This window comes from Candidatus Fokinia solitaria (assembly GCF_003072485.1).
GTDB classification, from domain to species: Bacteria; Pseudomonadota; Alphaproteobacteria; order Rickettsiales; family Midichloriaceae; genus Fokinia; species Fokinia solitaria.
The window spans coordinates 210,359-234,884 of record NZ_CP025989.1 but is presented as its reverse complement, the minus strand read 5'-3'; the positions used below and the strand labels follow the sequence as shown (position 1 = coordinate 234,884).

The 24,526-nt window shown below is 36.0% G+C and carries 14 protein-coding genes; 9 read left to right on the top strand and 5 right to left on the bottom strand.

What is annotated here, in order from left to right:
- Positions 1 to 12 precede the first annotated feature (12 nt).
- On the bottom strand, positions 13 to 1,569 hold the full coding sequence (atpA, locus tag Fsol_RS01095) for a F0F1 ATP synthase subunit alpha (RefSeq protein ID WP_108673067.1): 1,557 nt from the start codon (positions 1,567 to 1,569) through the stop codon (positions 13 to 15).
- 85 nt (positions 1,570 to 1,654) lie between these two features.
- Between atpA and lipB the strand changes: the two genes are divergently transcribed.
- From lipB to leuS, 6 genes are all read left to right on the top strand, one after another.
- On the top strand, positions 1,655 to 2,380 hold the full coding sequence (lipB, locus tag Fsol_RS01090; RefSeq protein ID WP_158521597.1) for a lipoyl(octanoyl) transferase LipB: 726 nt from the start codon (positions 1,655 to 1,657) through the stop codon (positions 2,378 to 2,380).
- A gap of 38 nt (positions 2,381 to 2,418) precedes the next feature.
- Positions 2,419 to 3,096: a dioxygenase family protein gene (locus Fsol_RS01085; RefSeq protein ID WP_108673065.1), complete on the top strand. Its 678-nt coding sequence runs from the start codon at positions 2,419 to 2,421 to the stop codon at positions 3,094 to 3,096.
- A 118-nt stretch (positions 3,097 to 3,214) separates the two neighbouring features.
- Complete coding sequence (locus Fsol_RS01080) at positions 3,215 to 3,763, top strand: LolA family protein (RefSeq protein WP_158521596.1); 549 nt, start codon at positions 3,215 to 3,217, stop codon at positions 3,761 to 3,763.
- On the top strand, positions 3,753 to 4,055 hold the full coding sequence (locus Fsol_RS01075; RefSeq protein ID WP_108673063.1) for an NADH dehydrogenase ubiquinone Fe-S protein 4: 303 nt from the start codon (positions 3,753 to 3,755) through the stop codon (positions 4,053 to 4,055). The genes Fsol_RS01080 and Fsol_RS01075 overlap by 11 nt, the downstream gene beginning before the upstream one ends.
- A 20-nt stretch (positions 4,056 to 4,075) precedes the next feature.
- A complete protein-coding gene (lpdA, locus tag Fsol_RS01070) occupies positions 4,076 to 5,503 on the top strand; it encodes a dihydrolipoyl dehydrogenase (protein ID WP_108673062.1) in 1,428 nt (475 codons plus the stop codon).
- A gap of 104 nt (positions 5,504 to 5,607) precedes the next feature.
- Positions 5,608 to 8,157 (top strand): leucine--tRNA ligase, encoded by a 2,550-nt coding sequence (leuS, locus tag Fsol_RS01065; RefSeq protein WP_108673061.1) that lies wholly within the window; start codon positions 5,608 to 5,610, stop codon positions 8,155 to 8,157.
- 11 nt (positions 8,158 to 8,168) lie between these two features.
- On the opposite strand, the gene lysS is transcribed toward leuS, so the two are convergent.
- Together lysS and Fsol_RS01055 are read right to left on the bottom strand one after the other, a co-directional pair.
- Positions 8,169 to 9,899, bottom strand: a complete 1,731-nt coding sequence (gene lysS / locus Fsol_RS01060; RefSeq protein WP_108673060.1) for a lysine--tRNA ligase — start codon at positions 9,897 to 9,899, stop codon at positions 8,169 to 8,171.
- Positions 9,900 to 9,915: 16 nt separating this feature from the next.
- The gene (locus Fsol_RS01055) at positions 9,916 to 10,740 is read right to left on the bottom strand and encodes an MlaE family ABC transporter permease (protein WP_108673059.1); all 825 of its coding nucleotides are present in this window, start codon (positions 10,738 to 10,740) and stop codon (positions 9,916 to 9,918) included.
- A gap of 59 nt (positions 10,741 to 10,799) precedes the next feature.
- Between Fsol_RS01055 and Fsol_RS01050 the strand changes: the two genes are divergently transcribed.
- The 3 genes from Fsol_RS01050 to radA all read left to right on the top strand — a co-directional run bounded on the left by Fsol_RS01050 (position 10,800) and on the right by radA (position 16,047).
- The gene (locus Fsol_RS01050) at positions 10,800 to 11,435 is read left to right on the top strand and encodes a 16S rRNA (guanine(527)-N(7))-methyltransferase RsmG (RefSeq protein WP_108673058.1); all 636 of its coding nucleotides are present in this window, start codon (positions 10,800 to 10,802) and stop codon (positions 11,433 to 11,435) included.
- Positions 11,436 to 11,447: 12 nt separating this feature from the next.
- Positions 11,448 to 14,501, top strand: a complete 3,054-nt coding sequence (locus tag Fsol_RS01045) for a hypothetical protein (protein ID WP_108673057.1) — start codon at positions 11,448 to 11,450, stop codon at positions 14,499 to 14,501.
- 109 nt (positions 14,502 to 14,610) lie between these two features.
- Positions 14,611 to 16,047 (top strand): DNA repair protein RadA, encoded by a 1,437-nt coding sequence (gene radA, locus Fsol_RS01040; RefSeq protein ID WP_108673056.1) that lies wholly within the window; start codon positions 14,611 to 14,613, stop codon positions 16,045 to 16,047.
- Positions 16,048 to 16,058: 11 nt separating this feature from the next.
- Here the strand turns inward: radA and Fsol_RS01035 are convergent, their stop codons facing one another.
- Entirely contained in the window at positions 16,059 to 21,602 is a 5,544-nt protein-coding gene (locus tag Fsol_RS01035; protein ID WP_108673055.1) for a hypothetical protein, read from the bottom strand.
- Positions 21,603 to 21,703: 101 nt separating this feature from the next.
- On the bottom strand, positions 21,704 to 24,313 hold the full coding sequence (locus tag Fsol_RS01030) for a baseplate megatron protein TIM-barrel domain-containing protein (RefSeq protein ID WP_233485219.1): 2,610 nt from the start codon (positions 24,311 to 24,313) through the stop codon (positions 21,704 to 21,706).
- Positions 24,314 to 24,526: the final 213 nt, after the last annotated feature.

Genomic DNA, 24,526 nt, shown 5'->3' with positions numbered 1-24,526 from the left:
AAGATATTAAGATTAAACTTCTCTTGCAGCACGTAATACATCAGAGAATGATCTCTTAAATTTTACTAATAAAGCGGAAGTGAACTCTTCCAAAGCTGCAGTAAGCTTATATGAATTTGCGGAAAATTCTGATGAAATAGAATCGCCATTTTCTCTAATATATTCAACTAATTTCGTTTTAAAAAGCTGAATATACTGCACCGGAATATCATCACAATGCCCTCTTACAATACTAAACATCAATATTGCTTGCTCTTCTGTACCATATAACTGATGCTGATCCTGCTTCAGCATCTCTACAGTACGCTTCCCTCTTTCTAATAAAGCAGTCGTAGCTTTATCCAATTCCATAGAAAATTGAGAAAAAGACTCTATCTCTCTATATTGCGCAAGCTCTAAACGTACTATACCAGTTAGTTTCTTGATCACATCAAGCTGTGCAGCGGAACCTACTCTACTTACCGATAGTCCGACATTTACAGCAGGTCTAACACCATTATAAAAAAGCTCACTCTCAAGAAAGATCTGTCCATCAGTAATTGATATCACATTAGTAGGTACGTAAGCAGATACATCTCCACCTTGAGTTTCGATAATAGGTAGTGCTGTCAAAGATCCTCCTCCTTTCTGTTCTGAAAGTTTTGCAGCTCTTTCTAATAATCTCGAATGTATGTAAAACACATCACCTGGATATGCTTCTCTACCGGATGGTTTTTTGAGAAGTAGTGATAACTCTCTATACGCCACTGCATGCTTACTTAGATCATCATATACTACTAGCGCATGCATCTTATTATCACGGAAGAACTCTCCTATTGAAGATCCAGAGTATGGCGCGAGAAACTTTAATGTAGGACTTTCTGATGCAGAAGCGGCAACAATTACTGTATAATCCATCGCATCATGTTTCTTTAGTAATTGTGCTATTTTCGCAATAGATGATCGTTTCTGTCCTATTGCAACGTAGACGCAATACACTCTATCTGCTTTATTTTTGATCTCGCTGTTAATCTTTGCTTGTCTTATTATCGCATCAATCGCGATGGTAGTTTTGCCAGTCTGTTTATCGCCTATAATAAGCTCTCTCTGCCCTCTTCCTATAGGTATTAGACCATCTATAACTTGTATTCCAGTCTGTAGCGGCTCGCTAACAGACTTTCTTGACATTATATCGGGCGCACTTTGTTCTATATTACTACGTTTTATGTCATGCGGAAACGGCTCCAAACCATCTAAAACATTACCAAGTGGATCCACTATTCTACCAAGTAATTCCATACCTACAGGTATCTGTAACACTTGTTTCGTTCTGTAAACTTTCGCACCTTCACGCACTGTAAGCACATCTATCATCGCAATGCCTACAACATCATCCTCTAATGACAACACAATACCAGATCCTCCATCTTGAAACGTCACATGCTCTGACATTCCTACATCTAGTAATCCATATACTATCGCAATTCCATCGAAAGCTTTTACCACGATTCCATACTCGTGAATACCTTCAGAATTTTCATGAATAAGCTGACTGATTTTCGCTTGGATAATTTGCTTCAAATCCAACATTGCTTTTCTTTAAAAGATACACATCGCGATGAGCATACATAACTAATTCTTTTAATACAATATGTGAGAAATTTAGATAAAACTCTTGAATCATAATTTTTCGCAATTAAGTAGTACTGTCATCATGAGTATTATAGTTTCTATGAGTAGACTATCATCAAAAATGGACATAATTACCACGGACTACAGCATTCCTTACGGTGAAATAATACGATTTATGAAACAATCATGCGATTATGTAAAAAAGAATAACTCTCACTTACTCTTAGTCCTTCAGCATGAAGCATGTTACACCGTCTCTAGTCAGCAACTTCCAGGTAAAAAGATAGATGATATTGAGATAAAAAATGAGATTTTACCGCTATACTCTACAGATCGCGGCGGAAAAATCACTTATCATGGCCCTCAGCAAAAAATTTTCTACCCTATTTTTTTTCTTCCTCACTTATATGAGAACATTAACTTAAAAGATTTTATCGATAAGTTAGAATATGCCGTAGTGCTTACTTTAAGAGATCTAGGCATTACGGCATTTCAAAAAAATGATGCTAGAGGAGTATGGGTGAAAAATAGTATAAATGAAGAAGCGAAGATTGCATCAATAGGCATGCGATTTTCGAATAAGATCTCGCATCACGGCATTGCCATCAATATTTCTGACTGTAACTACTATCTTGAGAAGATCAACGCATGCGGAATAATCGGAGGTCGTACTGCATGTGTGGCAGATTTCTTAAATGAAAACAGTACTACTCTTGCCTTGCGCATTGAAATGCTTTTCATAAAGCACTTGAACACGTTTTTTTTTTAGCATATGATCTGAAATTGTTAGTATGAGCAAAGCTAAGTATGAAAATAAGAACATTATGTATAGCCATCATAATGCTACTGCAATCAAATGTGAGTCTCGCAGCGAAACCCGTTAATGATTCAGCTGAATTGCTATTGAATATAGTGAAAAATTGCCGACATACCGTAGATAATAAGAGCGTTCTAAATGGAAAGCCTACAGATATATATAAGTCAAACAATTTGCGACGCTATCAGAACACAGAGGTAGAAGCTTCAGGAGATAAAATAGCAATCATAGGGCGCGTATTAGATAATCATTGCCAGCCTGTACGAAATGCAATCGTGGAAATGTGGCAAGTGGATTGCCATGGTAAATCACAACAGTATTGTGAAAGCGTGAAGGCGCCTTTAATTAAAGAAGATCCAAATGCAGAATATACACGCATGTTTAAAGAATGCGATAGATTTTTTACTGGTAGTGGCACTTCTGTTACAGATGAAAATGGAACGTATATCTTCTTTACTATAATGCCTGCGACAATTCATAAAACTCCATACATAGATATGAGTATCAATAGTAGAGAACTTGGAATACTAAGCGTTAGACATTTACTAACAACTCCTCTAAGTATGAGCGATATACCCGCAGCACTATCAAATAAACTAGAAGATAGTAGTGCAATCTATAGATTTGATATAGTTTTCTCCACTGAAAATAGGTATAATCGTTATTAAGTTGCGTATGTTCTCTTACATTTTTCGTTACTCTTATATTTTATTGTTAAGCTTTGCATCACTGCACTGCAGCACATGCTTTGCAAGAGATTGTTCTCTTTCTGATATGCAGTTTGTTATGCAATCTATAAACGCTACCAATAGCATCAAGGCTGATTTTGTAGAATACATTGGCAACAGTACAGGCAAAGGCGTTATCACTTGGCTTAAACCTGCCAACGTAAAGATGGAATATCACAGCCCTAAGAAAATACTGCTATTGTCGCAAGATGCAGACGTAATGTTGCACTATGATTTCGAACTAAAAGAAGCTAGCTATGTACCAATACGTAATACTGCTTTACTTAAGATCATAAGTGGTAATGTTGTCGATCTACGCAAGCAATTGCATATGAAACGATGCAATGTCGATAAAAATGTCACATCGCTATGGCTTAGTGGCATCATTATGGGGAAAGAAATTGAAGATTATGAACATACTGAAATTAAAGTTGAATTTCAGAGTACCGAACAGAGTACAATACTCTCTATCAGACGTATTGTAGTTTATAAATTTGGAAAGATTCACTCTCTCCTAGCATTGAGTGATGTAAAACTGAATCGCGGTGTAAGAAAATCCGATTTTCATTTCAAAGATCCTACTTTTTACGGTGCAAATGATGAATAACATGAATGTGGTAATAACTAAGAAAGTAGAACCTGTACCACAGAGGGGAGTAGTGACAACACGCTGGATTATGCGCTTCGATATAGAGCCGGATGACTATTTAGAAACAAACATAGCTACAGGCTGGACTATGTGCATAGATCCTCGCTCTCAGGTACAGCTGAAGTTTAGCAGTAAAGAGAAAGCTATAAAATTTGCCACTAAGAACAGGTATAAGTATTCGATACTTGAAGAAAATGCGAATGATAAAAAAGTGACGCTTTATCACCAATATATAAATAACTATAAATAACTTTTTAACTTTTTATTTTTATGCATACTAAATACGACTTAGCAATCCTTGGAGGGGGTGCGGGAGGTTACTCAGCAAGCATTGAAGCTGCTAAATTAGGTAAAAAAGTAGTATGTATAGATGCCGAAGAGCGCATTGGTGGCACGTATGTAAATCACGGCTGTATACCATCTAAAGTCTTTCTAAACGTTACAAGTCATTACTATCGAAGCACGCACCATAACATTCGCAACGGAATACAATACAATAACGTCACATTCTCAATGCATGATATGTGCCATCATAAGAATGATATTGTCCTTGGCATTTCAAAAAAGATCGAAGATTCTTTTAGAAAATACGGAGTAGATAAGATAACAGGCATTGGCTCTTTTATTGATAAAAATACTATATCAGTTACCAATGGACAAAAAGTAACAGCAGAAAACATCATAATCGCTACAGGCTCGAAAAGCAGAGAGATGAGTAACATTAAAATGAACGGAAGTACTATTATATCTTCTAAGGAGATTCTCAATATCAAAACTGCGCCTAAGAAAATAGCTGTATTAGGCGGTGGTGTAATAGGCGCTGAAATAGCAATCACATTTGGAAGAATCGGTACTGAAGTTATCATACTAGAACATGGCAATCATATACTTAACAACATGGATGATGATGTAGTGTCAATCGCGCAAACGCAGTTTAAAACTATTAAAAATATTAAGATTTTTTCTAATGCTTCAATTACTGGAATTAGTAAGCAACAAAAAATCAGCGACGTTACGAATGATAATTTTTTGATCATCGATTATGTATCTTCAGATAATCATGCGCAACTTACGGATGTGGATATACTATTGGTAGCGGTAGGAAGAACTCCAAACGTAGATACTCTTGAGTTACAAAATGCACAAGTACAACTCGATGAAAGGGGCGCGATTGCAGTGAACGGTAACATGCAAACTAACGTAAAGAACGTGTATGCTATAGGAGATGTAGTATGTGGCATAATGCTTGCGCATAAAGCCGCAGCTGAAGGTAGATTCGTTGTCAGCAAGATATATGATGACAAAGATTATAAAATATCATATGGTGCAATACCTTCTGTAGTTTACACTCAGCCAGAAATTGCTTCTGTAGGATTATCTGAAAAAGAACTAAAAAAGCAGGAAATCAACTATAAAGTCGCAAAAGCATACTTCAAAGATAATCACAGAGCGATTCTCTCATCTTCCAATGAAGGCTTTATAAAAATACTTGCAGGAGAAGATTCAAAAATACTTGGTGCAGCAATAGTAGGTCAGAATGCAGGAGAGTTGATTGGAGAAATAGTACTTGCAATGCAAAATGGTATCAGCATAGACAATATGTCACTTCTAATCCATTCTTATCCATGCATGAATGAAATAATAGAAGAAGTTATGAGAACATTTCAAAGCACACAACTAAACTATCCAGCTATATAAAAATACGTGCTTTGCGCGCATAAATTTCGCAAGAATTGTTGCGCGACAGCAAGTTATTGTTATTATTGTTCACATACGTCATATACGACGTTTTATAAGTAATTATGCCACGCTACAATCATTCTGAAATTGCCGATAAATGGCAAAAGTATTGGAAGGAAAATGAGATTTTCACAGTACTAAATACTGAAACAAATAAAGAAAAATACTATATACTTTCGATGTTTCCGTACCCTTCCGGAAAACTGCATGTAGGACATATACGAAATTATTCTATATCTGATGCAATTGCGCGATTTAAACGCGCATTTGGATATAACGTTCTGCATCCTGTAGGGTGGGATGCGTTTGGATTACCTGCTGAGAATGCAGCGATAGAGCATAATGTACATCCAAAAGAATGGACATTGGACAACATAGAAGTAATGAAGAAACAGCTTGAAAAATGCGGTTTTTCTTATGATTGGAGTAGAGAAATTATGACATGCTCTTCAGATTATTGCGCAGATCAGCAGTACATCTTTATAGAAATGCTAAAGCATGGACTTTTATATCAAAAGGAAAGTGAAGTAAATTGGGATCCTATAGATAAAACAGTATTAGCAAATGAACAAGTAATAGATGGTAAAGGTTGGAGATCTGGCGCTACTATCGAGAAAAGAATGCTTACGCAGTGGTTTTTTAAGATCACAAATTTCGCAGAAGATTTATTACACTCTCTTAAATCTCTTAATCAATGGCCGCTTCGAATTAAATCGATGCAAGAGAAATGGATTGGAAGATCAGAAGGGGCCGAGATAGTATTTCACATTTCTTCAGATACAGTCACTAACAAAGATTTAGATAGTATAACCGTTTTCACAACAAGGCCGGAAACTATTTTCGGCTGTACATTCATTGCAATCGGCCCTTCTCATCCTATAGCAAAAAAGCTTGCACAAAACGATGCACAAATCTGTGCAATGCTTGAAGAGTGGCAAAAATCCAGTACTATAGAAGCAGAAAACGCTACTAAGGAAAAAGCTGGTATTACTACCGATCTCTATTTTTTACATCCTATCCATAATGGGAAAATACCATTAATCATTGTAAATTACATCATAGATGGATACGGTACAAATGCTGTTTTCGGATGCCCTGCTCACGATGAAAGAGACTTTGAAATTGCCAAAATACATAATTTTCGCATCGTCTCGGTAATACAAGACGAAACAGTAGTCAATTCAGATTTTTTAACTGGACTTTCACTTGAAGAAGCAAGGAGTACAATTGTCAAATATCTGGAAGATAATAAAATAGGAAATCGTGCAGTCAATTTTAGATTGAGAGATTGGAGTATCTCTAGACAAAGATATTGGGGATGTCCTATACCAATAATATATTGTCCAAAGTGCGGCACAATAGCGGCAAATGAAGAATCATTACCAATATTACTTCCGAAAGATAAGAACTTATGTAAATCAGAGTGGCTACATACCAAATGCCACATTTGTAATTCCGATGCTACAAGAGAAACTGATACACTGGATACGTTTGTTGAGTCTTCATGGTATTTTTTAAAATTTATACTACCTAATGTGCCATTTAAAAGATGGAAAGATGAGACAATACATAATCAACTTGCTCGCTGGCTTCCGGTAGATCAATACGTAGGTGGCGCTGAACATGCAGTAATGCACTTGATATATTCAAGATTTTTTACAAAAGCATTACATCAATTAGGTTATATAAAATTTCAAGAACCGTTCATCGCCTTGTTAAATCAAGGTATGGTATGCCATGCTGCATATAAAGATGCGGCAAAAAGATGGGTAGATATCAAATATGTACAAAAAGTAAGTGAAACAGGAAAATACATAGATTGTAGAAATGGACAAGAAGTTCATTTTGTCGGTGTGGAGAAGATGAGTAAATCAAAGCTGAATGGCATTGATGCAAATGATGCTATTGAAGAGTTTGGCGCTGACGCTGTTAGAATGTTTATGCTGTCCGATTCTCCCCCGGATAAGGACATTGAATGGTCACATATAGGTATCGACGGTACACGTAAGTATCTCAATAAGATATACCGCGAAATCATTAATATCAGCACTCAGAACATAGAATACGCACTAAACGAAAATTCACATATGAGATATGCAGAATTGGATATAGAAGATTCGAGTCACGATCTTGATATGTTTCGACGTATTCATACAACAATTCGTCTTGTCACTGAAAGCTATGAAAGACATTCCTTTCATAAAGTAATCGCCTTCATACGAGAACTTTCTAATACCGTACTAATTACAGAAAAAAGAAAATTAAAAGCTGCGACTTTATGGTTAATAATTAGACTACTGCATCCAATTGCACCTCATATTACAGAAGAATGTAATCAGATATTGCGTACAATCACTAATTCAGCACACTCTCTCTCAGAAATGGAGTGGCCGAAATATGATATACAGTACTCGCAAAGTCAAACGGCTAAGATAGCTATACAGATAAATGGAAAAACAAGAGATATTCTTGAAATGAAGTTAGACTGCTCTCAAGAGGAAGTAGAACAACAAGCTAAATTCTCTCATGGAATTTTAAAATACATCAAAGGAGAAATACAGAAAGTAATTTTTATAAAAAATAAGATCTTAAATTTTATAATCAAAAATTAATCCAAATGATATCATTGCTCTGTTGAAGCGCAGCATTTCTTTATTAAATTTATTGCATTACTCAATCCGTATATATAAAAGAAAGAACCTAATCTTGGCCCTCTATCAGTACCTAATAAGGTCTCATATAGTCCAACGAAAAAAGTCTGTGGCAGTATACTCATCATCTTCGCAGAATCGTATATCGCATTCTGAATGTCACTTTCAGTGAAATCCGTATCAATCATCTGCTCAAACTTACCACATAATATAAGCATTGCATCTTTTTCAATACTGCTAGGCTGCCTATATTGCTTATTTACTTTATATACATCTTCATAAAAGTTGAGTGCTTTTTTTATAAGTAGCACAATCATATGCGGCATATTCACATTTGTAGCGATGGATGGATTATGCTTCATTATGTACTTCAATACATAAGCGCAAATCATCTCATATGAAGAAGAACGAAATGCATCAATTAAATTGAGAATCATAGAGTAATCGATCTTTGCTTCAAAGAAACTTAACATCACGGAAGCTTCAATATCACTCGTCACGTACCTCTTCAAGCAATCAAGGCAACTATCTATCTTGCCAAAATGTATATCGTCTTGCTTTGAAAGCTCCACGTAAAAAACGGGATTCATAAAGAGAAGTTTCACATACTCACTTTTTTCAGAATCATTAGCTTTTTCAATTTTTCTTAAAAGCTCAAAGTACTTTCCAAGATCTCTAATATACTCATCTATGTACTTTACAATTAATCCGAGAGAGATTCTTTTTGCAGAAGTAGGAGATACATACATCAGATAAGCGAGAGAATCAGTAGGTCCGTATTTTAACCACTGCTCTACCGTAATACCATTTGCCTTCGTTTTTGATATTTTTTCGCCATTTTCATCTAAAAATAGTTCATAATACATCTGTCGCGGAGGAATGCCGTCAATAATCTTACATCCTTTAGAATATATCGCACCATTGACAAGATGATCTTTACCATACATCTCAAAATCCACCTGCAATACCTTCCATCTCAATGCTAAATCAAGCTTCCATTGCACTTTACAATCTCCATTTAAAACTGATACTTCTACCATCTCGTTAGTTAATGGATCTACATAACTGACAGTATTTTTTTCTACGTCTATTTTCTCTATTTTTACTTGTAACACCACGCCGGTACGTTTGCATATTGGAAGAAATGGACTATACGTTTTTTTTCTTTCCTCACCAAGAGTAGGTAACATTAGATCTAGCACTTTTTGATGACGTTGAAGTAGAGTTACTATTCCACTATTTAGCATTCCACTTCGATAGCATTCTGTAGCACTCATAAAATGGTATTGAAAGCCAAAATCGTCCAAAAATTTACATAATTTTTTATTCATCGCCATTGCATAGCTCGCTTCTTTACCAAATGGATCAGGCACATTACTTAGCGGCAACCCTATATACTTCTGATATTCTTCTATATTGGAGATGAAATCAGGTACTTTTCTCATCGCATCTTTATCATCTGAAAAACAGATTAATTTCGTAGGAAAATTCGTAATCCTCTTAAAAGCCTCTTGTACCATCACAGTACGCACTACCTCTCCAAAGGTACCTATATGCGGCAAACCGGATGGACCATATCCTGTTGAAAAAAGCACAAATCCTTTTGAAGGAATACTATTGCCAATGTGTTTTAGTAGACCAAATGACTCCTTAAATACCCAACTATTAGACTGACTTGCTTCTTTTACATAAGAAGGAGACATGATTTTTCTTTATCGATTATACAGCAGCGTTGAACATTATGTTTGTTAAAATATAATTTGCAAACATGATTAATACCGAAGACCACACTACTGCTTCGGTAGTAGCTTTTCCTATACCTGAAGCGCTGTAATCAGAATTAAACCCTTGATAAAAAGATACAGAAGTACTTATCAGTCCGAAAAATACCGCTTTAATGAGTCCAGAACTGAAGTCTACAAACTTCAGTGCATTCATTGAGCTGTTAACGTATGTCTCATAATTGAAATCAAGAATCAGCACACTTACGACTCCTCCTCCTATTATTCCTATTGCATCAGCAACTACTACAAGAAACGGCATGCAAATCATTCCACTCACTATCCGTGGTATAGCAAGATATCGAATCGGATCTACGCCTAACGTATATATTGCATCTATTTGTTCGCTATTCTTCATGCTTGAGATCTCCGCTGCTATCTTAGCCCCTACTCGCCCCGTAAACATCAAACTACTCAGCACAGGTCCTAATTCTCTAGTAATCGACACAACAATCATGGTACTAAGCAGCATTTCCGGATTCATCGATGATAAGCCAGCATAGCTTTGTAGCGCCAAAACAGCACCTGTAAATGCAGCAGTCAAACTGATGATAGGTAAGGAGAAGAAGCCAAATTCCAAGATACAGCTTCTCAACATCACAATCGAAATCCTCTTCGTGAACATCATTCCAATTGCGCAAAGGATGAAAGAAGGTAATCTTCCAATATGAGCAAAAAAAGCGCCTACTGCTTGCATACGATCAGCATTCTCTACACTAATAAAATCACCGAGGATTACAGCGTAAAAATTACTAGTTGTCAATTGTACTTTCTGTTAGAATTTCATTCATCAGTATCGGTATCTTTTAATATAACACCTGCATGAAAGCAGCAGATATAGATTTGATGAATAGCATACGCATCAACTCTTATGAGCAGGCGATGCAGTATCTTACCATAATGCGACAAGTAAATAGCTGCGTTAACCTATATTCTTCAAAATTACCACTCAATAAACTTCTGAGATATGTAATGCGTTCGGTAGAATTATATCTCACTATATTACAATCTCATCCTAAATGTTCTACAATACTGGATATTGGAAGCGGTAACGGATTACCTGGTATTATATTAGGTATTCTTGGCACTAGAGTGATAATGGTAGATTCTAATATTAAAAAGTGTGCATTTTTGACATTGATAGTATCAAAGTTGCATTTAGATGCTAAGATTATTAATAGTAGAATAGAGGAGATAGATACAATGCAGGTTTGCACAAATGAAGACAATCGTATCATAATCACAGCATCAGCATTCTCAAGAGTGAAGAAATTAATAAGTATATGCATGGAAAGCTTCGAACTTTCAAACATAGAGATTTTTCTATTAAAAGGAGAAAATGTAGCAAATGAAATCGATGAAGCTTCTGAAAAGTTTACATTTCAAAGCAGTATCATCCATAGCGCTTATGATGCAAGATCTACAATACTGATATTGAAAAACATTTCTTCAAAATAGGTAACTTTTTCTATGAGAAGAACTTTTGCGTATCACATATGGATTCTAGTAAAGAGTATCGCAATAGCATTGCTATTAATGGTACTTTTCACATCGCTTCTCACATTACTACACATTCGACTTACACAGCATCAAAAACTATTAATACAAAGCATTGTAACAAAATACACAAAGTTACCTCATGATAAAGAACTAATACTGCAAAACGTAGATCTTAGATTTAAAAATCTACCATTTTCTGTTGAAGTTCAATGCGCTGCTTTTATCGCAGATAAAGCGACTTCACATTTTCAATACACATTGCCAAATACAAAAGTATCGCTCTCACTTTTACCATGGTCATTTTTTAAGATTGATTCCATATCAATGTCAGACTGCAAGCTTGATAAGGAAACTCTCCCTATACTGAGTCAATACATACAAACTACTGATTCCAAGTACAGTAATTTCAAAATACTTTCTAAATCACTCGAGTTAATGCCTCAAAAGATAGAGTTGCAAAATATCACCTTACAGTACGAGACAAATAAGCAAGTATTCCTCGAAAAATTCATTTTAAGCATAAAGAAAAGTAATCAAAAATACGATATAGAGAGTGTTGGTACAGTTATTAATAATGCCCAGCAATATGTAGCAAAACTTAATGCGCTTATTGAACCTCAACTTAATAACAGTAAATACGTAAGTAGCGCAATAAACGTCACTCTCGCAAAATATGCGCTATCCAAAGAACACACTCCTCTCGAAACTGAGTACAAAATTTCCATCAATCAAAATGCTCTTCATCTTTTCGAAATATCATTTAATTTTCACGACGCATATATAAAAAATATCCTCTCTCATAATAGCCAAACGTTGGACATCATTACTGGTCACGGTTATTTCGACGTACAAAATAAGACTCTCAATATCAATAATGGCAATATCTCTACAGATAATGGAGTAACAGCTAAATTTAATTTACAATATCAACATAAAATACCACAACTGAATTGCTCCATAAAAAATACTTCTCCAATCTCAAGAAATGACTTTTTCACATACTGGCCTCAGAAATTTGGGAAAAATACAAAGAAATTTATACAAGAAAATGTATTTTTCGATAGCATAGTAGAAGGTAGTGAACTTACACTTTTATATGCAGAAGATGAAGTAAAGCATTTCTCGTGGAAAGCAAATACGCTTAATTCCAAATTCGCTCCACTATCACTACAATTTCCAGTAATCTTTGGAAAAAATGTAGCTGTCAGCGGAGAATTTTCCAATAAAGAAACAAATGTGCATTTAGACGCTAAAAACGCATATGCAGATTTCTCTAAAATACTGGAGAAACATAAATTGCCAAAAAGCAATCCGCTATATATATCAAGTGGACAAGCTGATATCACGTTCGGTACCGACAATAACTTTGCTGATATTACGTATTACACCGAAGGTAAAATAATTTCGTACTTAGACGTCATAAAGACATTTTTCACTCAAAAATCCGTAGAACGCATTATCGATATAATCGACGATAACTTTGATGTGCAAAATACGAGAGGAACATTTCTAATGAATCTAAAATTTGATCTTTTTAAAAAAGACAACAATCCTGTTTTTAAAATAAACGGACACGCAAATAATGTATCGTTAAAAGAGACCTCGTATACGCACCAAATACGTCAGTTATTAGGATTAAACGTTAAATTCGATAATGTACTACTTTCTTGGCATGAAAATGTCATTCAAGCGTATGGTGAATTTCGTAATGCGAAAGACGTACATCAAGCTTTCCTTAACTATGAGATAAACGCAAAAAAAATAAGAAAGAACAACAATATTGGCTTTTCCGAATACAAAGAAAAAGTACAAGCACTCGCTAAGAAAAAAGATCTAGCAGTAAAGCAAATGCCACTCACAAAATCGAATGGCATGAACGAAATTGTCGTTCTTTCGTCGATTTATAGTCCAGTGTATTTTGAAGACGTAAAAATTGTACCACGAAATAAACTCAACACTTTAATTGCGCTAAGCATAGACGATCAAATAGCACTTAAATCAGCTAGTATAAAATGCCAATACGCTTCGATATATAGAAGCAATAATCCAGTAAATATCGCTAATGTTAGCATTGTAACGCATAATTTAAACGGTATTTATAAATTCTTAGTAAATAGTTCTGCAATTTCGTATGATGGCACCATCGCTATCGAAGATAAAGATGATGAGAAAATCTTTGTCATCACTCCCGCATATGCTACTTCAAAGGAAGAAAAAACGATAATAAAGAAGAGTAAGGATAATATATCTATTGATGTCAAACAGAACACTCTTAATCTCTCAGGATTGACTATTACAGATCTTTTAAACTTACGTAGCAGTAAAAAAGACAATCGCACCATGTCAGTATTACTTGATATAGAGAATATATTACTTGGCGAAAGGATCGAACTTTACAATACTATGCTGCGCTACATTCGCGGCAATAATGACAAAGATACAAAATTTACATGTCTCACAAACAGCACTGGCAATACCGGACGTTACGAAATTGCTTATGCAAATGATAAATTATCAATCCGTCTACAAAATGTTACATCATTGGTGAAAAAAGTTCCTAGCCTTAAACAATTTAAAAAAGGTAACGTGATACTTGATGTAAATTTTAAAACAATTGGACAAAGTCAATACATAGATGAAAATGTACTACAGGTGTCGAATCTCGATATCCATAACAATAAATTGATAAATACAGCTTTGCGCGTTTTATCTTTATATCCTAGCATGATAAATATTGTTAAGATTATCACCATGCAGCAGCAAATTGGGATACAGAACAGTAAGTGCTATATTACTGCACTGAATGCGAATGAGATATCTTTGATCGGATGCAATATAGAAAGTGATATGTTCACAATCATTGGAGAAGGAAACGCTAATATACAGAGAAATGAGATAGAATTTAAAGGAAAGATGATGCTTAAAACTTTCATAGATATACTTCTTCTTCCAATAACTACAGTCATACACAGAAAAGATTATCGACCTAAATTTACTTTTAATTTCAGAGATAAAATATTTTGAAATTTACAAATTTCCCGCTGAGTAGAGAGTATAAAGCGATAAAACATCTATAGTATAGTGGAAATATTTTTCAAACAGGTGCAAAATGGCCGAAAATTAACACTGCAAAATGTCGAAAAATAAAGTCACTTACATATGCCAAACATGCGGTACACAGTATGCTAAATGGGTTGGTAAATGCGATGGCTGCGGCTCTTGGAATACAATACTAGAAGAGTTAACGGATCTGAACATAAGTGGACTTTCTCAAAATCTTTCTAAAAAAGATGTTTTAGGAAGAGTAATAGCAATGAACGAACTTACTGCTTTAGCATCAGAACTACTATCACGATATGATACTGGATTTGAAGAACTGAATAGAGTACTTGGAGGAGGAATAGTTGCGCAATCCACAATTCTCTTGAGTGGCGAGCCAGGAATAGGAAAATCGACACTTTTGCTGCAACTCTGTAATAAACTTGCGCTAAAGGGAATACCGAGTATATATATCAGCGCTGAAGAATCACTTAATCAACTAAAAATACGCGCACAAAGGCTAAAGATTGAAGGAGATGATATAAAAATACTCACTACAACTTCATTGCTAGAAATTATAGCCACTGTAAACAGTAATAAAAAAAGCTGCGTTCTTATAGTAGATTCTATACAAACGATATACCTGGATGAGATCAGTGCAACGCCTGGTAGTATGAGTCAAGTAAAAGCATGCGCTTTCGAACTAATAAAACTCGCAAAACAGCTTTCAAATGTAGTCATTATAGTAGGACATGTTACAAAAGACGGGCAAATAGCAGGGCCTAAACTACTAGAACATATGGTAGATGTAGTACTGTCATTTGAAGGAGAAAACATGAAGCAACATAGAATCATCAGATCTATCAAAAATCGATACGGTGCTACAAATGATATAGGGATATTCACAATGTCAAACGATGGCTTAATGGAAGTCAAAAATCCATCTGAATTATTTGTTACACAACAATACGATGGAGGGGTAGCGGGCTCATGTATTGCAGCTTTCCATGAAGGCTCTCGCAGTATTATCGTAGAAATACAAGCCCTTACATCGCAGTCTTTTTTCACAAATCCGAGAAGATTATCTATCGGCTGGGATAGCCCTAGACTCGGTATGATAATAGCAATACTAAATTCAAGAATAGGTATCAAATTAATGGATAAAGAAGTATATCTCAATGTCGTAGGAGGATTGAAAATTAACGAAACAGGCATAGATTTAGCCGTTGCGGTAGCTTTATTATCCGCATATTACGGTATATTAATCACGCGTGACACCGTTTTCATAGGAGAAATAGGATTACTTGGTGAATTACGTCCAATCTCTTATATCGATAACAGACTAAATGAAGCGTCTAAATTAGGCTTCAAGAAAGCAATCATACCGAAAGAAAATCTCGTAAATGTTGCGAAATCAGAATTGCGTACATCTATTGAAGTGGAAGGATTCAGTAATCTGAAGCAAGTATTTAATAAAATAAAAACTGAATTTACCTCCGAGCCTAGGAAAGTGCCTACCACTCGCAAATAGGACATACTACATTAATCTGTACTACTCGGTACTGTATGCGCAATGCAAAAATCATTAGTAGGAAGATCGCTGGTCTTTACGCATACATCTTGACTATAAAACATACCTCCAATGCATTTCATTTCAGCGCCTGTACATTTTATATAATTTTTGAAATTCTTTAAATATTGTGTATTTTCTATATCACTTATAACGACATTTCTCCCTTCTGATTTAGCTTTTGATACAAGCTCTTGAAACTCTTTCACTGCTCCTTCACGCTTTGCATTTTCTGCGGCAGTACTACTATCGCATTTTCCGGTATTGGATGTTGATGCTTGAGTAGTACTCGCCGTTGATGTAGTAGTACTCGCCGTTGATGTAGTAGTACTGGACGCTGGTGTCGATGTAGTGGTACTGGACATTACTGATGAAGCATTACTGACAGTACCAAGTAGTATCGAGGCAAGATTCGGAATATTGGTATTTATCGTACCATATAAACTAAATATAGTTGTACCTGAAGGACTTATAGTGCTAGACGACGTAGACGTATTCAAGCTTTCAACTAAACCTAATGGCATCTCTACTTGAAAGTACGCGTCAGAAGATAACGTTACATACGGACCACCATTATAGCATGGCGTTAATGGCGAGCACGAAGATCCAAGCGTATCGCAACTATTGAATAAAGTGTTATCAGTTGCGCAAGTGTTGATAGTACGTCCATCTAAGAAAGTACTATACGATACTATACCTATAGAAACTGTGCCTGTAAATATTGCCGAATTTGATGTAGTACTCGTTTGTACAATATTAGTATTAGGTACCATAATGATGTAGTATCCACAACTTCCTCCAAAACAAAATGACTTAGACAAAAAGACTGCAGCACCCGAACCAATTACCTGTCCACTGCAATTAGTAAAAACCGTACCATTAGCAAGTAGAGTAAGCATTGGCATCGAATCACCAGTATATGTTGGAGGTAAGTAATCAATATTTACACCGGTAATACCTCCAATCTCACTGAAAAACGCTGTCCAACTTTGACCAAAGTTAAAATAACCATCAATATAATCAAACGGAGTTGTATCATTATTACATGTAGATTCCATAATAAGCGGAGGAGCTGCAGCAGTAGATGATGTCTGTGCTGCTGTACTTATTTGAGTAGTGGTAGATGTAGGTGTTGGAAGATTACTCGCTTTACCTAGTAATATTGATGAAAGATTTGGAATATTAGTACTATTAATAGCGCCATACAAACTAAAGGTAACCGAGCCAGAACCAGTATAATCTTGATTCTCTAAACTACTTGTAAGACTTAACGGCATTTCTATTGCTAAATAAGTATCAGAAGAAAACGTCACACATGGTACACCATCGCAAAGAGCTATGAACGGTAAACATCCAGAATCATCACTAAAACAAGCATTGAGTGGAGAATACGTAGCATATATATATCCATCTTCATTCATAACACCAACAGAAACTCCTCCACCAAATATTGCTGAAGTTGAAGTTATTTCTTTTAATGTAAATCTAGCACTCGGTACCATTACAATAGCGTAAGAATTTCCATTCCAAGTGAATGACTCTGATAAAAATGCTACCGTAGTGTTACTATCATTTACATTGTTTAGAGCAGAGACTGAGAAAGAGGTATCATTAACTAAGGATAGCATACTATTAGTGCCAGTATTATTATCCCCTATACGCAGTTCAGGTACGGTGCCATCTATTTGCGAGAAATTGACATATTCGAAGATAATAGTACTTGAATCATTTGAATTACTGAGAAACGCTCCGCAATTTTGTACAGAAATTGTCTCGCGATTCTGAGTCATGTTACAAGTAGACTGCATAATAAGAGGAATTGGAGAAGATGGTATAGCTTCTTGACTGATAGGAGAAGATACAGTAAGAGATGAACTGATTTGATCACCACTGCTGCTTACCGTAAGTGCAGGCCAAGTAGGATCTGCTACCCAAGCAGGTATATATGACGAGAGATTGGCAATATTTGTATCTGCTACTGTACCATACAACGTAAAAGTAAGCTCTCCTGAAGGTGGAGTACCAGCATTACTTGTAGCATACTGCGTTATCTGATTCTGAAAACTCTGAGATATTTCCACCTGAAGATATGAATCAGAAGACAGCATAAAGTAACCAGGCAGTATCCCCTGCGAATCACAAGGCAATACGTATTGATACGTATTGCCATACTGATCCATATTGTTTCGGATTTGATCTACAACACTTGAATAAGATGTAGAATAGAAGAGCGATGAAGTACCACCAGCAAAGATTACAGTACCGTCTACTATATTGACCTGTGGTAGAGGCTGCAACGCTAATCCTAAAACGTAATTGTTATAATATATCGAAGAGATAGGCGCTATATCAACATAATATGTTCTACCGCTATCAGTGCAACTACTAGTTACAACTAAATCACTATAAAACGCCACTCTTATAGTTGGTGTGGTACTGCTACAAGTATCACATTGACCTGTTGAATCTGTGTAGTAGTATATCGTTGTTACTTCCCCATTGTTACTAGGGAAAAAAGTGCAGCCTTGATTTGCTGTGAGAACAACAGTGGTATCATTTATATAGCCTGCCGTCACAGCACAAGTTTGTTGCATAAGGATCGGGAGAGTCGACGTAGTAGAAGACGTATTTGTAACAGTAATACTACTTGTCATATCTGATGAAGATGTAGGACTTGTTGTTTGAATGGTAATGGATGATGCATTTATTATCGTATTACTACTTGTTGTAGCATCTGTTGCGGTGCCTGTAGTGGATGACGCTGTTTGAGTGGTACTAGTAGACGCACTTGCTGTATCGTTATTGCAAGGTAAAGGTGGTAAAATCAAACTGTAAGTAGCAGCACCAGGCGCTGCACTATATCCATCGCTACACTGAACACCAACCATCGTATTTACATTGACACTTAAAGGGAGTGTTGTCGTACTAGTAGAGGATTCACTACTGGAAGAAGATGTAGATGTTTGTTTTAACTGTGCAACACTCACTTGCTGATCATCCGCATTATAAAACTCTACTGGAAACGGCATAACTTTTTGTATTGTAGCGTTTGCAACTGTACTTGGCACCGTACATTGCTGCGGAAGACTGACACATACAGGCTGAGGAGGTAATAATGCAACAGTATTTGCCGCATCACTTTGCGAATTATTCCCTGATATAAAATCCCATCCATTACCGGAACTCATTATGCACATTTTATCCGGAATGCTTGTATGTCGATCATTAGGACCGTTATAAAGACCTGGACAAGCAGCTCTATCAATGAAGATTTGCGCACTCACTTCAGAATTTCCTTGATTCTTATTGAAATAAGAACGTATTTCACTTATCGAAGGTAGATGTTGCTCGTACTTATTATAAAGACTTTGCAGATCTGCCTTCTCTTGAGTAGTATTTCTCATACACAACGCGCAAGAACAATAGTTATCCTCTGATACTATCGCCTGCGCATCCGATGAAATATTTTCCATCATTTTATTTTGCGCATTACTCTTATCATGCTTGTATTCACTTTCTAAATTTTCGATTCCACTCTGATTACTTTGTGCAAGAGCAAGTAACTCTTGGTTATCAACCATAGGACATTCATTCTTTCCATCTCCACAATAGCAATATTCCGCTCTTCTACTCATCCAGCCACCAGGTATGTAAAATGGTATCGCATCAGATGCCGTGTTATCAACTTTCCAAGATGAACAATTCCAACAATGTCTAGGCGGACACATCTTACTTTCTAAGATATTTTTCACTTTATTAAAATTATCCTTAGCTTTCGCACGATCTGTAGAATCTAAGAGTTTTGTGAGTTTTTCCACTTCAGAACTCGTAATGATTTGAGGATTATTTTTTATATCAAGTTTTATCTCTTGTGCATAAAACACTACTTTTGGTTTTATTTCGCTTAACGCCGTTTGTACCTTAGACTCAAATGCTGAGATCTTCGCAGATGCTTTGCTATCGTCAAAAGTATCAAATATTTCGCAATTTCTACCACACTCGCCATCTGATGAAGTAAGATATATATACTGCTGTTGTGCATTACTACTTAAAATCAACGCTTTAATGTTCAGATTATAAATGTTAGTAGCTATCTCATTTGCATAATTCTCAAATGCTACGATAGGTTGAGTATAACTATAGTATCGTTTTATAGTAGGAGTACCTTTCTTCTCATACACGGTCGTCGTTTTAACAGCATCATACTGCTTAGAAGCAATAACATACTCCGTTATATTATTTGTAGACGATGCACTGTCACTTTCAAGAAGAGTTGCGCCATATACCTTATAGCCGCTGGATAATGTACATGCTGGAAGAGGAAATTTTGGATTAAGATTTGTCCCAAGACTACATTTTGCAGGCTGAGATTGCGTACTATCGGTTGGCGTAGCAACTAAATTATAATTCGAATCAAGAGATAATACATCGCCATTACTATCATACCCTATTGGTACTAATCCAGAAATTGGCGTAATCGGACCATTTGTAGATTGTAGTATCGCAACTCCAACTGACTGCGCAGTGGTATTGCTATAATCATAGTATGGTATAATTACTATGTTCGAACTTTGGCTGATACTAGGACGCGGTATACAACCTAGCGAATTTGAAGGCCAACCATTGGAGAAATTCTGAGTAACGCATATTTCGCTACCATCACTAGAAATAGATGGACAAAATGAGCCCATTATAGATGGTAGAGATTGACAAGTTTGAGTTTTTGCGCTGAAAGAATATTGCAATGTTATCGTTGAGCCAGAAGAATTTGAATTTGCAGGAGAAGACTGGACTTGTACTGTAGGCATATCAAAAGTACTATTTGGCGATTGTCCTGGAATGAAAATTGTTACTGGAGGAGTAAGAATCTGATTAAAAGTCGGAGGTGGAGGAAGAATGATCATTGGTACGCATCCAATTACATTTTTTGTGCGAAATACACTGTGCAATTGAAGGTAATGATCTTCTACTATTCCACACACACATCCAAGCGGGGTAGAAGCATCACATACTTGCGAGAAAGACTGTAATATAGTGTACACATCAGATTGATCTGATGTTAATGTAGAGCTATCAAAACCATCTGTAGGATACGAGTACAAACAAGCAACCAAACCTCCTGCTTTTTTGTAATAAATACCACTTTTACATAATGAACCTCCGGAATATGATCTAATATCATTTACTTGAGACGGGCTGAATGTAATCGTCTTCCTACTTCTTAGAGCATCGAAGCCGCATTTAGTAGGAGATATTGGCGATTTATACGAAACGCATTCGTAAATCAATAATTGATACGAAGCATCAAACGGATCAGGAGAAGTAACCTCTATCGTACCACCTGTCAATCGACGAAGATGAAGAGGCAATATATCGCTATTACAGTTACCAAAGTATATTCCATTAAAATCTCCGCAGCTTCTTTGTGCTTTATTAATATTCTCTGCATACGCACAACGCACTGCACTCGATAGCAAAATCAGTACTATAACAAACGCTATCGTATAGCACTTCATCCAAACTGCACTTCACTTTGTATATCAAGATTGTACATAATATTTATATGATTAAAATATATAATTCAGAATATTTCTTTTTCCAATAAGATGAAGAAGTATTATTCTTCATCAAAGGGAAGATTCTTAACAATATTTTCTTCATAACAAAACAGATATAAGTGATGTTCATACCTTACTGCCATAATAACTCTCAGTGATACCTCACCTCCGCCAATCTTCACAATCAGTATATCGGATGGCATAATATGTAGTGATAACCCCATACAAATCTCATACTGCCTTAAGTACGCAAATGAATTCTCTACTATCTTTTTTAATAGATGTTTTCCACATACACGATTTATCACAAGATTCGCTTCATATAAGAGACTTAAAGATCTTGTCTTACTTTCGCTGTTATACTGCATGATGTCTTTATCATATGTAAATGTAGTATTAATAAACGAAATTGCATACCTCTGTATCTCATTAAATTCACATATCTTAGATGCTTTAAAACTACCTCCACCTCGTAAAATATGCTCTACTGGTATTGGTACTTTTTTCCCATTTTTACGAGAAATAAAGTGTATCTTACCGTCATCTTCGACGATATCGAATAAAAATATTTCCTTCAATTGCTGAATTATCTCTTCGCACGTCGAATTCTGTAAGATGAAAAATCCATCTGTTTTGTCGATGAGTTCGGAAGTTACTACTTTGTCCTTAGGTATCTGCGCTCTCTCACACAAATCTTCAATAATTATAGCAAGATAACACGTATCGAACTTTCCTTGCACATCATGCCCTTTCTCCCACATCTCAGTATCATTCCACGCATCAAGCCTCTCAGGCCAAGTAGGATAAGGCCTAGCATCCCAGGATTGTAAAAACTTCCGTTGAACGCATTTCGAATCCTGCCATCTTTTTTCCATTGCGCAAATAGCAACTTTTTGCATTCGGAAATCCAACTTACCGTTAGAGTGTATTGGAAGAGATGAAGTCTCATCAGAAGGCAAAAATGCACTTGGCTTGTTGGTAGCTAAATGCACCGATGGAAAACCATATTCCGTAAACCAAATTTTCTTACTTTCCGGAATCCACGAAGTTACAGCGCCATCGGGATTATAATGCAAATTACTCCACCACCATTCAATATTCTTCCACGCGTATTTTTCCGCAAGAGGACGCTTTTTTTTACCAGAATCTGTATATTCGTAAAAATAATCGTACCCCTCTCCACTATCAAAACACTTTATAAGATACTCTATGTCATAGCTAGATGTTGTATCTTCCGTCAGAGGCATGTAATTATTTATACCAATAAAGTGTATATTTGGGTCGCTCCACAATGGATCTAAATTATACCATCCACCATCAGTATGATGATATTCTAACCAATGCGCTGCATACGACACCATAACATTACCTGGTATCAGTACCCTTACTATATCTGCAAGTTTTTTTAGCTCTTTTATTGCGACAAAATTTCCATCATTATCTCGACATGATGTAAGACTTACAAGCTCTGAACCTATAAGAAAGGCGTCGAGCAAGCCACTATGCACTCTCGCATAATGAGTAATAAAGTTATTGTAACCCTCCTCTTTATTAAAAAAATTACTCACATCAGATGCATTACATACCATCTTTCCACTCCATGGTTTATCTTCTCTATTCACTAACAAAATCGGCTTTAGCATAACTTTATATCCTCTCTGTTTCAAAGTTGATACTATTCTGTCAACGCATATAGTACCTGCTGTACCGGTATATATTAATTTACCATTTGCATCTTTTTTTATAAGCTCAGCAGTATCTCTTGTATACTTAGATACTACCCACGTGACTGGATTAGTAGCAGTATGATCACCTCTGAATTCTACTCCTGGTCTTATATCTGCATCCTTTATGTCATATGTAGTAGCAAACCAATATACTGTAACACAAACCCATCTAATGCCTGGCATAGCACGTTTTAGCTCGTGAAGAGATACTATTACATCTGCTGATCCTGCAGTATGATATTCATTTATCTGAAAATAATCTCTTCTCTGACAAGTACCTGCTCCTTCGGGACATTCAAGGTATCGAGTGTTTGATAATGTATCATATGTAAATTCTCCATTACCGATCAGATTTATAGCATCCATTGCATATCGCCTTCTGTATTCTGCGTCATATATACCGGAGATTTCTGCTTCTACTTTAATCGAGGGGCTATAGTCAGACGCTGGAAAGTTTTGAATAACAATATAAGCTAGCCCTTTATAAGGTGTAGAAAGGTGCTGCAATCTCATCGCTATCAGCGGATCTACCGTTTGGTCTTCTGTGCCGTAGTATACTCTAATTCTTATATTTTTTTGAATACCAATATTTTGTCCGTTAACTAGTATGTGGCCGATATTAAAGATAGGTCCTCTACATATACCTACTGCAAAGGATTTTACATAAACGTACGATGAACCACTACTATCCTCCTCATCTCTGATACTAACTACTTTATCAGCCCAAATCACATGACACTGCATTCTACATCGTCCATATACTACGGGTATTTCTATTTCCTTCGGTAAGCTGACGGAAGACTTTTTTGAAGATGAAGAGCTAAGGATGAAATCGTCTCTATCGCTATTACTAATAAGCGGATCTATAAAGCGCGCCTTTAACATCGCTACATGTTTACCAAGAGTAGCGCGTATAATGCGATTTAACAAACGATTGAACATCTTATACATCCACTTTCTTCTAAAAGAGCATCGAAGGTGATAGATACTCTATAAACGCAGTAATAAGATCCAGGAAGCCGTCATAATAGGACTTCAGCTACTCAAAACTTTAGAGATATTGCAGTTTTCTCATGATTAAAGAAACATTAACAAAAACTCTTACAGTTGTATAACGATATCATCAGTTTTATAATTCTCGTAAAGTCTTTCTAC

Excerpts from the sequence above, each read along its gene's own strand:
- atpA (WP_108673067.1), bottom strand. The coding sequence starts at position 1,569 with ATGTTGGATTTGAAGCAAATTATCCAAGCGAAAATCAGTCAGCTTATT.
- Fsol_RS01085 (WP_108673065.1), top strand. The coding sequence starts at position 2,419 with ATGAAAATAAGAACATTATGTATAGCCATCATAATGCTACTGCAATCA.
- Fsol_RS01080 (WP_158521596.1), top strand. The coding sequence starts at position 3,215 with ATGCAATCTATAAACGCTACCAATAGCATCAAGGCTGATTTTGTAGAA.
- Fsol_RS01075 (WP_108673063.1), top strand. The coding sequence starts at position 3,753 with ATGATGAATAACATGAATGTGGTAATAACTAAGAAAGTAGAACCTGTA.
- lpdA (WP_108673062.1), top strand. The coding sequence starts at position 4,076 with ATGCATACTAAATACGACTTAGCAATCCTTGGAGGGGGTGCGGGAGGT.
- leuS (WP_108673061.1), top strand. The coding sequence starts at position 5,608 with ATGCCACGCTACAATCATTCTGAAATTGCCGATAAATGGCAAAAGTAT.
- lysS (WP_108673060.1), bottom strand. The coding sequence starts at position 9,899 with ATGTCTCCTTCTTATGTAAAAGAAGCAAGTCAGTCTAATAGTTGGGTA.
- Fsol_RS01050 (WP_108673058.1), top strand. The coding sequence starts at position 10,800 with ATGAAAGCAGCAGATATAGATTTGATGAATAGCATACGCATCAACTCT.
- Fsol_RS01045 (WP_108673057.1), top strand. The coding sequence starts at position 11,448 with ATGAGAAGAACTTTTGCGTATCACATATGGATTCTAGTAAAGAGTATC.
- radA (WP_108673056.1), top strand. The coding sequence starts at position 14,611 with ATGTCGAAAAATAAAGTCACTTACATATGCCAAACATGCGGTACACAG.
- Fsol_RS01035 (WP_108673055.1), bottom strand. The coding sequence starts at position 21,602 with ATGAAGTGCTATACGATAGCGTTTGTTATAGTACTGATTTTGCTATCG.
- Fsol_RS01030 (WP_233485219.1), bottom strand. The coding sequence starts at position 24,313 with ATGTTCAATCGTTTGTTAAATCGCATTATACGCGCTACTCTTGGTAAA.